Below are 12,165 nucleotides of genomic sequence, written 5' to 3'. Positions count from 1 at the left end.
TCATTCGCAACCCTCCACGACGCCCAGCGCTTTGGCTGACTTTGGAAAGCGCAGTTTTGCGCGGTCTGTGTCTGGCGGCATCGAGTAAAGCGCCATGCCATCAGGTTGGCGGTACTCGGTGCAGATCGGCCAGCCGTATTCGTGCTTCAAACGGTGGATGATTGCACCCAAACGCCAGCCTTTGACATTCTGTATTTGGGTGAGTTGAGAAATGGTGCGCTGGTCCAAGAGCGCCTTGCACGTCCAGTAGACGCTTGTGGGTTTCGAGTAGAAATGTGCTTGTGGCATATCCAATCCTTTCGATTGAATTTGCGCGGCGCTGGGCGTATTGGTGAGGCATATCGTGCAAGATATATTCCCGTCCCCTTAGCCCAGCGCTACCGCGCAGGGTGGGACGGGTCTTAATCCGCAAGAGATGCTATCGCTGCATCTACATCGGCCTCATTCCAGTACAGGCGAGAACCAATTTTGGTGGGTTTGGGCAACCAACCATTCGGCCCAAAGTCACGGTAGATCGAGCTGCGGCCTCGACCACCGAGTTTGGCTTGAAGGTCGCTGAAGGATAAGAATTTCATCTTTTAAGTCCCCATGCTGCAGGATGGTGCTTCACCCTGCTTTATGGAAACTTCAAACCATGGTTGAGACTCGTCGCAAATACAGGACCCTTGAAATCCCTATAGGATAATTGGACTCACCGTAGAGGATTTTCAATGTCACCATAAACTGTTGACCCCAAAAGCTTTCCGCATATCAGCTGGAAGGTCGAAAGGTTTCAACATTCTGATACTTTTGGGCAATGAAGCAGCGATTCGCCAAGGCTCAGGGAAGTATTCGGGGAAAACATCAACCACAGTCCGTTCAATCTCCGCAAGGGTACGAAGAAGCCGGGGAATTTCTTGGTTCATGACTTCTGGGAATGGAATTACATTATTATTCATTGTGTGAAGAATGCTCGCCGCCATTAAGGGCGCTATGCTGTTATAATGGCGAAACCTCTTTTCAATGTCACTGCGCGCAGTTACGTTTCGATAGCTTTTTCTAACTAGTTCGCCCTTCTGAAAATAGGAGTTGTAGAAAACGCGACCGTCATCATCCTTGAGTTCATTAACTAGTTTCTCTGTCATTTGTGCCGCTGCGTACTGAGTTGGACGTAGCCCTTTTTTCAACAAGATGAGTAAGCAAAGAGATAGCAAGCCTGCAATACCCCGCTTGCCTTCTGAAACCTGCAAACTCTTTACTAGCATTGCGGATAGCTCGCTTGGTGCATACTCAGAGGCACCCAACGTCCTTGCACGCTTCGTTTCAGTTTCGAGCAACATGACTAGTTGATCTCTGGCAAGGGCATCACTGGGATAGTATTTAATCGCAACTAATCGTTCGCCTGCGTTGCTCTTTAATGCGTCCGTCTCGTCAAACAACTGCATCAGTTTCATTAGAATTTCCCAATCAATATATTGTCTGACGTCGACACAAGCAGGCTACACCAACGTTCCATTATAATGCGCCGTTGCTCTAGAAAATCAGTCCGGCGATATGCACGCTCTACCTTGCCACCGACTACATGGCCCATGCAGGTTTCTGCCACTTCATGTGTTGCATTGGTGGCTTCTGCGGCCCAATCCCGAAACGACGAACGAAACCCATGTGGCCTCTCTTTCATGCCGCGACGGTCCATGTATTTCGACATAGTGGCGTCCGAGATAACGCCGCGCCGGACGCCCGCGAAAAGGAACCCGTCACGCGCAAACGGCTTGGCCTGTTCGATCACGGCTTGCGCCTCTGTTGATAGGGGAACGCGAAAATCGCTGGTGGAGTCCTTGCGGCCTTTCATCGCTTCGGCTGGAATGGTCCAAGTGTCACCGTCAATCTGGTCCAGATGCAGAAAGCGCAGCGGGGCAGATCGAACCGCAGTCAGGATAAGCAAACGCAGGGCCAGTTCCGACACCGTGCCGTCAGTGAGCGATTGATAGAAAGCTGGCACGTCATGCCAATGTAGGGCAGGCACGTTTTGCGTCTTATGGCGTTGCTGGCCCAAGAGCGCCTTGGCTTTTAGGGTCGCTTGCAGGTCCACGTCCAAGCCCAGCGCCGCCGCGTGGCGTAAGCAGATACCCAGACGGTCCATCGCTTTCTGGGCGGTGCTGGCTTTTTCGTGCCAGATCGGAGCAAGGGTGTCCCGTATGTCGCGCTGGTCAATATCGGTGACAGGCACTTTGCCCAACTTTGGCAGGACATGCAGTTCTAAAGGCGAGAACCAACGGCCAGCCTTGCCATCGCCCTTCAATTCGGCCTTACGGGTTTCAAAGGCGTCCAAGGCTATGTCATTCAACAGATGCATGTTGCGGGCCGCGTCACGCGCCTGTTTGTCGCGCAGCTTGATCGGGTCTTGGCCTTGGCGCACGACGCCGCGCCATTTCTCGGCCTCCAGTCGCGCCTCTTTCAAAGAAACGGCAGGATAGGCACCCAAGCCCATTTCACGCCGCCGCCCATGGACAACAACGCGCAAAAACCATTTGCCTTTGGCTTGTTCACTCGCGGCAAACCATAACCCGCCGCCATCGGAATGTTTGCCCGCCTTGGCGTTCTTAACTGCCGACGCTGATAGCTTGTTTAATGCTCTTGTCATCCGGTCCACCCTCAAGTCCACCCTCTACATATAGTATAGGGTGGTGTCCCATGGAACACCGATGTGCGACAAAACTTATATAAATATGGAAAAAGTGCGCTGGGCGATACACCGTGGAACCCCAAGATATAGGGTTACAATGCGCTCCGACCGCACCATTCTCCGAAAATCCGGTTTGAATTGTTCACAGGGTTATGGCTGTGTTCTTAAACCGAAAACAGCGCCCCCCCTTAGAACTGCCAGAAATAGCCAGCACTTGCGCCGATGGTTGTCGTGCCCTCGGACGTGCGAGACACGTTCGCGCCGAGGTTCAACGCACCTGTGTCACTGATGATGGTCACGCCGCCGCTGATGCGCGGAGTGGTGAAGCTGTCGACATTGCCGAAGCCGTCATCGTTGCGGACATAGTCGATCTCGAAACCGGCATTGGGCAGATAGGTCAGGTTGCCTTTGTCGATGGCGTTGTAGTGGACGCCTGTGCCGACGGTGGCGACGAAACTTTTGATCTCGGTCGCGCCATAGAGCACGACGGGGACGACGCTGCTAAAGGCAGGGAGTTTTTCGCGGACAGAGGCCACGCTGATGAACGGCGACAATTCGGCGCTTTGAAGCGGGATGCTGCCAGTCAGAGTCAGGTTGCCGAAGGTCTTTTCACCGGAGAACTTGCCCCCGTCGATGTCATAATCGGGTTTTCCGAAGCCGATGAAACCGTCAAGGCTGAGCGAGTCGGACAGACGTGCGGAGAAATAGGGCCCGACGGAGAAGCCTTTGGCTTTAATCTTTTGGGTGCCGGGCACAGTTACCGTGGAGCGGTTATAGCCCCCGATCAGCCCCACCACGAAGGAGTCGCCCAGCAGGGTGTCGGCCCCGAAAATCACGTTGGCGGAGTTGCCGGAATAGGTGCCGCTCAGGCGCTTGGCATCGACGGAAGCCCATGCCGAGGAAATGCCGCCCCAAGTCGGTGCCGTGCCACCAGTCAGGCTGGTGTCGTCCTGGCGCACAGATGGCTGTGCCGTGCCGCTGCGACGGTTGGCGATGGCATTTCGGAAGCTGGCGATGTCAGAGCCGACAATCTGCCCGGACGCCTCGGAACGCGGGTCCATTGAATAGTTGTAGCTTTGGGCATCGGCGACTTGTGGTGCGATCATCGGTGCCAGAAGAACCGGAAGCAACATGCACGAGCGGCGAAAGAATGCGGAAATATTCATGGAAATAACCTTGGCTGGAAGAACGCCTGATCATAACCCAGCCAGCGCAGTTTACCTATAGCCAAGGATCAGCCTGGCAATGCGGATTGATTATTTGGCAACAGATAGCTCATTTGACGGCCAAGCCGCTCACACGTGCAAGTCGACAGCTTTGGAAACACTCCGTTTCGTCGATTTCGTGATTTGTCATTGAATTGACATGCTTGGCGCATCGGCGGCCAGTATTGAGACAAAGTTGACCCCTAGGACGGTGACAAGACGTGTTTTTCTAGAGGTTTTTATGCAGCGCCATCTGGTTCAGATTTCACAAGAGACCAAGCTTTCAGTATCTCGGGCGCGCGCTAGTAAGCCGTGCTTTGCCCTCGGCACGCATGTCCTGACGCCGAGGGGCGACCGGTTGATCCAAGACCTTAAGGTGGGTGACTTGGTCGAGACGCTGGATCACGGGGCGCAGCCCGTGCGCGCAATGGGTGTCCGCCGTTTCGAGGCGTTGGATGACGCGGCCCCGATCCGCTTCAAGGCAGGAACGCTCAACAACGAACACGACCTATGTGTCACTGCCGGTCACCGGATCCGGTTTGCCGGATGGCAGCCGGACTTGCTGTTCGGTGAGTGGGAGGTGCTGGTCGCTGCGCGGGACTTCGTCAACAACGTGGATGTGATCCGCGATATCGGCGGCATGGTGCGCTATGCGTATCTGGACTTCGACGCGCATCACATCATCTTCGCCGAGCGGGTTCCGGTTGAAAGCTCCCAGATGGGTGCACGCGGGGCAACCGACCGTCCCAGCTCCGACAAGCTCGCCTTCCCACCCTTGGCGGAACACGAGGCGCAGGTGCTTTTGCGGTCCTACACTAGGGCAAAAGTGCCAGCCACACCCACAGCGTAAGCACCGACAGCGCGGTCGAGATCAGGACTGCCGATGCCGCAACCCGTTTGCCGACGCCATACATGTTGGCGAACACATAAGCATTCACCCCCGGCGCCATGGCCGATGTCAGCACGACTGAGCGGAACGCACCGGTTCCGACACCCGTAGCCCCAGCGACGAGCCATGTCAGGCTTGGCTGGACGACAAGCATCAGCGCGCAGACCATGATCACCGGACCGGTGTCGCCTTCCAGCTTGTAACGGGCCAGTACACCGCCCAGCCCGAAGATCGCCGCAGGCAGCGCCGCGCGGATCATCAGGTCGATGGCATCGATCAAGACGCCGGGAAGGGGCAGGGAGGTGATGTTGACCACAAAGCCCAACGCGATCCCGATAATCAGCGCGTTATGGGTGATCGCCCGCCAGACGGCCTTTGCCGTGTGCCACAGCCCGCCGCCCTTGTTGCGCACCACCTCCATCGCGGTGATGCCGATGCCGTAGCAGATCGGCGCGTTGACGGCGATGATGGCATAGTTCGGTGACAGGGAGCCCTCGCCATAGGCGCGCTCGGTGATCGGCAGGCCCAGCAGCACGGCGTTGGAGAACAGGCAGCAAAAGCCGATGGCGATGCTGTCCTCCCAAGGTCGTCCGAAGATCAGGCGCGCGCCGAGCGTGCCAAGGGTAAACCCAGCGATGGCGGGCAGGTAGTAGGACGCGAGCAGGCGCGGCTCGAAATATGCACCCAACTCCAGCTCCGCGATGCCGCGAAACAACAGGCATGGGATGGCGAAACTTTGGGTGAACTTCATCAGCGCATCCGCGCCCTCGTTCGAGAAAAGGTCGCGTTTGACCGCGATGTATCCCGCGCCGATGACCAGAAACACTGGCAGGATGACTTCCAGCAACGCCCCCATCTAAAGGTCGTATTCGATCGTCATGCCGTCATAAGCAGGGGTGACGTTGTCGGCTGTTTCGGCCTCGACCGTCGCATAGTCGAGGTCGATATGCATGTTGGTGATGACCGCGCGTTTGGGGGCCAGCTTCTCGATCCATCCCAGGGTGTTTTCCAGATGCGAGTGACTGGGATGCGGTGCGCGGCGCAGGGCGTCGATGATAAAACAGTCGAGGCCCTGTAAGGCCGCCCATGTCTCGTCGTAGAACTCTGCCACGTCCGGCAAATAGGCCAGCCCACCGATACGGAAACCCAAGGCGTCAATTGTGCCGTGGTTCGCCCTGAACGGGGCCAGCGGGATGGTGCCACCGGGGCCTTTGACCTCGATCAGTCCTTTGATCGACTTCAATGTCAGGATTGGCGGATAGGGAGAACCTTCGGGTTGCACGAAGGCATAGCCGAAGCGTGCGATCAGGCTGTTGGTTGTGTCACCGTCCGCCCAGACCTTCAGACGTTCCTTCATGTTGAACACGATCATCCGCAGGTCGTCGATGCCATGCACATGGTCGGCGTGGGAATGGGTGTAGACCACCCCGTCCAAGCGGCCGACATTTGCGTCCAGAAGCTGCGAACGCAGGTCGGGTGAGGTGTCGATCAACACGGAGGTGGTGCCTTCGGGACCGATTTGCTCGATCAGCAGGGAACAACGGCGGCGGCGGTTTTTCGGGTTGTTGGAGTCACAATCCCCCCAATGCCCGCCAAGTCGCGGCACCCCACCAGAGGAGCCGCAGCCCAATATGGTGAACCGGCGCTTCATTTGGCTTTCCAGAACAAGCGTTCGAAATTGGCCTGCGTTTGCGTGGCGAAGTCAGGGTAGTCCATGCTGAAAACCTCCGCGCCCACCTTGGCCGTGTGGGCCGTATAGCCCGGCTCGTTTCGTTTGCCGCGATAGGGGGGCGGGGCGAGGTAGGGCGCGTCGGTCTCGACAAGAATGCGGTCCACCGGCGCGGCGGCGAAGATGTCGCGCAACTCTTGGGACTTGGGGAAGGCGGCGATGCCGGACATGGACAGGTAGAAGCCCAGATCAAGCGCGGCCTCAGCCAGTTCCTTCGTGGACGAAAAGCAGTGCATGACGCAGGCATACCCGCCCTTTTTGTGTTCCTCCGTCAGGATGCGGGCCATGTCGTCATCCGCTGCGCGGGCGTGGATGATGAGCGGCAGTTTGGTCTGCCGCGCGGCCTCAATATGCACGCGCAGGCTTTGTTGCTGAATGTCCTTGCTCTCGGCGGTGTAGTGGTAGTCCAGCCCCGTCTCGCCGATGCCGACGAATTTGGGATGCTCGGCCAGCTTCACCAACTCGTCCACCGTGGCCAGCGGCTCATCGGCTGCACTCATCGGATGGGTGCCGGCGGCATAGTAGACGGAAGGATGCGCCTCCGCGATGGCGCGGACCTGTGGCTCCAACCGCAGCTTCGTGCAGATCGTCACCATCCGCGTCACGCCTGCGTCATGGGCGCGAGCGATGATATCGGGCAGTTCGCCCTCGAAATCGGGGAAGTCGAGATGGCAGTGACTGTCGGTAATTTGGGGCGTGCTCATTCTCGGCCTCGTCAGGCCGCGGTTTTCGCGGCCACTTCGTTCATTGCCAGAACCATATCAATGACCAGCGCGGAAGGGTCAAGGTTCACCGCACGCCCGTGTTGCGCGCGGGCGGAGATATCGGCCGACACGGAGGCCCATGCGCGCGCTGCGTTCGCATCGGGCGACAGACGGGCGAGCATTTCCAACTCACCGCGCGCAGCCTCTGTCTGAGGCTGGCCCAGACCGGCGCGCGCAAGGCGGGCGAGCAATACGTCAGCGAGGCGCAGCATCAACTCGTAGCGGGCTTCCTGACCGCGGGCGGCGGCCTTCTCACCAAGTGCAATCATTAGCGTGCGATCCAGCTTCGGAAAACTGGCGGCGAGCGCGACAAGGTCGGCATAGACCTCTAGCCCGCCAAGATTTAGCATCCGCAATGCTTCACCCACAGAACCGCCGGACAGTTCGGCCAGCGCCGAACCATGCGTACCGATATCGGCCCCCGTGGCGGTCAGGGCGGCGGACATATGGTCGGCGTCAAGGGTCACACAGCGCAACTCGCGGCAGCGCGACCGGATCGTGGGCAGAAGCCGCGACGGTTGGTGGCTGATCAAGAACAACAGCGCGTCGGCGGGCGGCTCCTCCAACACCTTCAACAGGGCGTTGGCGGCAGAGACGTTCATGTCGTCGGCGGCATCCACGATGACGATGCGGCGGCCGCCCTCGGTGGCGGAGAGGGAGAAAAAGCCCTTGAGCTTGCGCACCTCGTCGACGGTGATCTGCTGTTTGAACTTCTTTTTGTCCTCGTCATACGGGCGTTTCAGCACGAACAACCCCGGCTCGCTGCCAGCGTTCATGCGGGCGGCAATCGGGTGGCTTGGGTCCGTGTCTAACGTAGTAGGCGCGGGTGGTGCGCCGAACATGTCGTTTGCATCCACCGGCGGATTTGCCAGCAGAAACTTCGCCAGCTTCCACGCCAGCGTGGCTTTGCCGACGCCACGCGGGCCGGTGATCATCCATGCGTGATGCAGGCGGTCGCCGTTGAAAGCTTCAAGGAAGTTCTCCTCGGCCACATGCTGGCCCACCAGCGTCGCGGTTTCGCGCGGGTGGGGGGCGCCGTCGATCTGGTCGGAGCTGGGGAGGGCGTCGTCGCTCATGCGCGTGCAGCGATATAGGTGTCGACCAAACTTGCGATCTCGCGGCCCACGTCCTGCGCGCCTTGGGTGCCGTCAATCAGGCGCGTGCGGTCGGGGAAGTCCTCAAGCAGGCCAAGAAAGCCTGCCCGCAGCTTATGCTGGAACTCTGCCCCGAACTCCTCGAACCGGTCCTCGCCGGAGCCACGGGCCAGACCGCGCTCAAGGGCGATGTCAGGGTCCATGTCGATGATCAACGTCAGGTCAGGCTCGCGTCCGATCATCCGCGCATGAAGCGCGTCGACGGTGGCGCGCAGGTCGCCACGGGTGGCCCCCTGATACACGCGGGTGCTGTCGGCGAAGCGGTCGCAGATGATGATCTTGCCGGCCTCTAGGGCAGGGAGGATGGTGCGCTCCACATGGTCGCGGCGGGCAGCGGTGAACAGCAGGATCTCGGTCTCGGCGGACCAGCGCCCCGGCTCGCCCTCGACCAGCAGGCGGCGGATGTCTTCAGCCCCCGGCGAGCCGCCGGGTTCGCGGGTTAGCACAACTTCGAAGCCCGCCGCTTCCAGATGGCCCGCCAAAAGACGCGACTGGGTGGATTTACCCGACCCGTCAATGCCCTCGAATGTCAGAAATATCCCGTTCAAAACAAGGTCGTTGCTTGTCCGGTCAGCTGGCGGAACAATACTGTTGCCGCCGTCCGCACGCGTACCATGAAGCCGCCGGAATTGATCGTCTCTGTTGCGACCAGATCATGGGTCGCGTCCCCAATGCCGGGCACGTTCACGATCAGCTCGGCCACTTTGTCACCGGCTTTGATCGGGGCTTCGAGCGGGCCTTGATAGGTGATCTTGGCGGTCACACCGTCCTTTTTCAGCACAGGCACCAAGACTTTGATGTCTTCGGTCGCAGCAAGGCCGACTTTCGCGGCGGTGCCCATCCAGACCTCGGCCTCGGCCATGATCACGCCTTGCTCTGCCAGTTGTTGCTCGGCGAATTGGCGGAAGGCCCAGTTGGCGATACGCTCGCTTTCAGAGGCGCGGTCTTGTTGAGTGCCGAGACCCGACATCACGAACACGATGCGCCGCGTGCCTTGCTTGGCAGAACCGACAAGCCCGTATCCTGCTTCAGAGGTGTGGCCGGTTTTCAGGCCATCGGCCCCGATATTCAGCTTCAACAAGGGGTTACGGTTGAAACGGTTGTCAGGCGCGCGGTTGTCAAAGGCGAATTCGGTTTCAGCGAAGTAGCCGTAATATTGCGGGAAAACGGTGATCAGGCGTTTGGCCAGAAGGGCCAAGTCGCGCATCGACATCCGTTGTCCGGCAGCAGGCCAGCCGTTCGAGTTGGCAAATGTGGAATTGGTCATGCCCAAATCTTTGGCACGCTCGTTCATCATTTGCGCAAAACCACGCTCGGTTCCATCGGGGGAGATGGCCTCGGCCAAAACAGCAGACGAGTCGTTTCCGGACAAAACGATCACGCCACGGATCAAGTCCTCCACCGACACGCGGTCTCGGGTGTTAAGAAACATGGTCGAGCCGCCATAGGCCTGAGCGGCTTCGGACACGGGCAAGCGTTGGTCCAGAGACAAGCGACCGTCTTCGAGCGCTTCAAACGTCATGTTCAACGTCATCAGCTTCGACATGGAGGCCGGTGGAAGCGCCATGTCGGCGTTTTTCTCCATCAGCGTCAGGTCTGTTCCAAGGTCCAGAACAATCGCAGATTTTGCAGATGTTTCAAATGCCTGTGCTGCAAAGCTCATGCAGATTACAGACGAGAATGCGGCGATAAGCGTGGCAGCGCGGATGCCCATGATGGCTCCTTTGTTGATCTTTGCTAGTTGGTCACGAAATAGGCGTCGTTGAAGCCCAGATCTTTGACCTTTTTGAGAAGGGTTGCGCGCTCGGACGACGAGCCTGACGGCCCGACGACCACGCGCCAGAATTTCTTACCCTGACTTGATCCCTGTTTCACGGAAGGCAAGATGCCAATGCCGCGCAAGGATGTCGCGGTGTTGTCGGCATTGGCCTTCACCGAGAAGATACCAATCTGGATGAATGGTTTCGACAAGCTGGACGATTTACGCGCCGGAGCGGCTGCAACCTGTGCTGGTTTCGGGGCGGGGGCCGCCGCAGGGGCTGTAGCGGCCGGCTTGGCGGTCTTGTCCAAAGCCGCCTTGGCTTTGTCGATCGGGTCCAAAGGTTGGGCTTCGATGCTGTCGGGCGCGGGCAGGCTCTCGGAGCCAGCGGGCTTGGAAATCGCGGGTTGTGCGACCGGCACGGCCTCTGTGCGCAGGGCGACGACGCTCATCTTTGTCGGTTGTCCGGCGATCATGTCCAGTGTCTGGGCCGCATCTGATGACAGCTGCAGCTTGGGTCCGGGGTTGTCGCGCTCGCGGCGGAAGAGGGCGCCGATAACTGTTTTGTTGTTTGAAAGGTTGCGGATCACCACGCGTTCGGGGTCTTTGACGCCGGGATATGCGACCCAAACGCCGCCCAGCGACGGGCGACCGTCCCAAAGTCCGTCTTCATTGGCTTGGAAAACATCCGGTGCCTCGACTTCGCGCTCCTCGGTTCCGGCAGCTTCGGCGCCCGCAGATTCTACCGCTGCGACTTCCTCTCCAGCGTCTTTTTTCTTCAGGAAATCAAATCCTTGACCTTCCTCGCAGGCCGCCAACGCAGCTGCGGCCCCCAGTAAAATCGCGATCCGCCATGCCCGTGTCATAGTCTGTTGATGACCCATGTTGTTGCCCTCTGCCCGCTGCACCCTTTTGGGCGTGCTTTTTCGCTGCTTTTCGCAGCATTGTCCAAGATCACCCGTAACTGGGATATCCCTTTGGGCGCACCCTAGTAAATAAAGTTGTTTTTGCAAAGCGGTCCATTGCGCGGTCGGCAAAAATTGGCGTGAACAGGCGGGCAGGGAAGGGCTTCCAGAATCGAACATGCGCGGTTAAGTCGTGTGCGTCGGAGGAGTGGCAGAGTGGTCGAATGCACCGGTCTTGAAAACCGACGAGGGTGAAAGTCCTCCGTGGGTTCGAATCCCACCTCCTCCGCCACAGCGGCTAAACCTCGTTTTCAGCTTTGCATGTTGTCGATCAGGACGCTGGGCTTTGCGAAGGCTTCGAGCGTTTCAACGTCGCCGATTTTGATCTGGCTGCCGGACACCGTCACGCCAAAAGGGCTCAGCCCTTTGAAGGCGCGGCTCAGGTTTTCGGGGGTCATCCCCAGAAACGAGGCCAGCCGCCGTTTTTCCATGCTCAGATCAATCACCGACGAGCCTGTTTTGTTGTGCTGGCGTAGCAGGTAGTTTGCCAGCCGCTCCAGTGAGGAGCGCAATTTGAGGTCTTTGGTGTTCTTGACGACCGTGCGATAGCACTGCGCTAGCTCGTTCACGATGGCGCGTGCGAAGGCGGCATCAGTGTCGAAGATCGCCCGCACGTCCTGCGACGGAATAAGGGCGATGCGGCTTTTCTCAAGCGTGCGTGCGGACATCAGGTAGGGCGCGTCCTTGATCGTCGCGGCCAGAATGAAGGTCGAGACTGGCCTGATAGTCGCCATACTTGTCTCCTGGTTGTTCCAGCACGAATACAGATCGACAGACCCGGACAACACAACATGCAAAAAGTCGGAGGTCTCACCCTCCATGATCAGCTCGATCCTTTGAGGAAAGTTCTGCACGTAAGATCCGCGCATAAGGGCTTTGAAGTTGCTCTCTTCCATCTCCGCAAAAAGATCAAGTCTTCGGATGTCAGCGTGGTGCGACTCAGGCATGTTCGGTTGTCCCTAGTTTCAGGATGCATTGTCACCGCTTCAATTGATTAATGTCAAACGCTTGATTGATCTATCCGGCCTGCTGCCT

13 protein-coding genes and 1 tRNA gene are annotated in these 12,165 nt (G+C 58.5%); 2 read left to right on the top strand and 12 right to left on the bottom strand.

The window, feature by feature from the left end:
* The 4 genes from BDE40_RS07180 to BDE40_RS07160 form a co-directional block, all read right to left on the bottom strand.
* Window positions 1–288, bottom strand: coding sequence for a hypothetical protein (locus BDE40_RS07180; RefSeq protein ID WP_134013720.1), 288 nt, complete (start codon window positions 286–288; stop codon window positions 1–3).
* Between the two features lie 425 nt (window positions 289–713).
* Window positions 714–1,433, bottom strand: coding sequence for a hypothetical protein (locus BDE40_RS07170; protein ID WP_134013718.1), 720 nt, complete (start codon window positions 1,431–1,433; stop codon window positions 714–716).
* Window positions 1,433–2,623 (bottom strand): tyrosine-type recombinase/integrase, encoded by a 1,191-nt coding sequence (locus tag BDE40_RS07165; protein ID WP_134013717.1) that lies wholly within the window; start codon window positions 2,621–2,623, stop codon window positions 1,433–1,435. The genes BDE40_RS07170 and BDE40_RS07165 overlap by 1 nt, the downstream gene beginning before the upstream one ends.
* A 230-nt stretch (window positions 2,624–2,853) precedes the next feature.
* Window positions 2,854–3,831 (bottom strand): autotransporter outer membrane beta-barrel domain-containing protein, encoded by a 978-nt coding sequence (locus BDE40_RS07160; protein WP_134013716.1) that lies wholly within the window; start codon window positions 3,829–3,831, stop codon window positions 2,854–2,856.
* Between the two features lie 199 nt (window positions 3,832–4,030).
* Between BDE40_RS07160 and BDE40_RS07155 the strand changes: the two genes are divergently transcribed.
* Window positions 4,031–4,720 carry a Hint domain-containing protein gene (locus BDE40_RS07155; RefSeq protein ID WP_134013715.1) on the top strand — a complete coding sequence of 230 codons (690 nt, stop codon included), beginning with the start codon at window positions 4,031–4,033 and terminating at the stop codon, window positions 4,718–4,720.
* On the opposite strand, the gene BDE40_RS07150 is transcribed toward BDE40_RS07155, so the two are convergent.
* Genes BDE40_RS07150 through BDE40_RS18490 form a run of 7 tightly spaced genes read right to left on the bottom strand, consistent with a single transcriptional unit; the run spans window position 4,686 to window position 11,049 of the window.
* Window positions 4,686–5,615 (bottom strand): AEC family transporter, encoded by a 930-nt coding sequence (locus tag BDE40_RS07150; RefSeq protein WP_134013714.1) that lies wholly within the window; start codon window positions 5,613–5,615, stop codon window positions 4,686–4,688. The genes BDE40_RS07155 and BDE40_RS07150 overlap by 35 nt on opposite strands.
* On the bottom strand, window positions 5,616–6,410 hold the full coding sequence (locus BDE40_RS07145; RefSeq protein ID WP_134013713.1) for an MBL fold metallo-hydrolase: 795 nt from the start codon (window positions 6,408–6,410) through the stop codon (window positions 5,616–5,618).
* The gene (locus tag BDE40_RS07140) at window positions 6,407–7,192 is read right to left on the bottom strand and encodes a TatD family hydrolase (RefSeq protein WP_134013712.1); all 786 of its coding nucleotides are present in this window, start codon (window positions 7,190–7,192) and stop codon (window positions 6,407–6,409) included. Before BDE40_RS07140 ends, BDE40_RS07145 begins: the two co-directional genes overlap by 4 nt.
* Window positions 7,193–7,203: 11 nt before the next feature.
* Window positions 7,204–8,328, bottom strand: a complete 1,125-nt coding sequence (locus BDE40_RS07135) for a DNA polymerase III subunit delta' (protein WP_134013711.1) — start codon at window positions 8,326–8,328, stop codon at window positions 7,204–7,206.
* Window positions 8,325–8,954, bottom strand: coding sequence for a dTMP kinase (gene tmk / locus BDE40_RS07130; RefSeq protein ID WP_134013710.1), 630 nt, complete (start codon window positions 8,952–8,954; stop codon window positions 8,325–8,327). The genes BDE40_RS07135 and tmk overlap by 4 nt, the downstream gene beginning before the upstream one ends.
* Window positions 8,951–10,120: a D-alanyl-D-alanine carboxypeptidase family protein gene (locus tag BDE40_RS07125; RefSeq protein ID WP_134013709.1), complete on the bottom strand. Its 1,170-nt coding sequence runs from the start codon at window positions 10,118–10,120 to the stop codon at window positions 8,951–8,953. The genes tmk and BDE40_RS07125 overlap by 4 nt, the downstream gene beginning before the upstream one ends.
* Before the next feature lie 23 nt (window positions 10,121–10,143).
* Window positions 10,144–11,049 (bottom strand): SPOR domain-containing protein, encoded by a 906-nt coding sequence (locus tag BDE40_RS18490; RefSeq protein WP_281275427.1) that lies wholly within the window; start codon window positions 11,047–11,049, stop codon window positions 10,144–10,146.
* Window positions 11,050–11,272: 223 nt separating this feature from the next.
* On the opposite strand from BDE40_RS18490, the gene BDE40_RS07115 reads away from it, so the two are divergent.
* Window positions 11,273–11,362, top strand: a tRNA-Ser gene (locus BDE40_RS07115).
* 19 nt (window positions 11,363–11,381) lie between these two features.
* Here the strand turns inward: BDE40_RS07115 and BDE40_RS07110 are convergent.
* Window positions 11,382–12,077, bottom strand: coding sequence for a helix-turn-helix domain-containing protein (locus BDE40_RS07110; RefSeq protein ID WP_134013708.1), 696 nt, complete (start codon window positions 12,075–12,077; stop codon window positions 11,382–11,384).
* Window positions 12,078–12,165: the final 88 nt, after the last annotated feature.

The organism is Litoreibacter halocynthiae, from assembly GCF_004365635.1.
GTDB classification, from domain to species: domain Bacteria; phylum Pseudomonadota; class Alphaproteobacteria; order Rhodobacterales; family Rhodobacteraceae; genus Litoreibacter; species Litoreibacter halocynthiae.
Note: the sequence above shows the minus strand (reverse complement) of the source record. Positions and strands in the feature narration are given on the sequence as shown.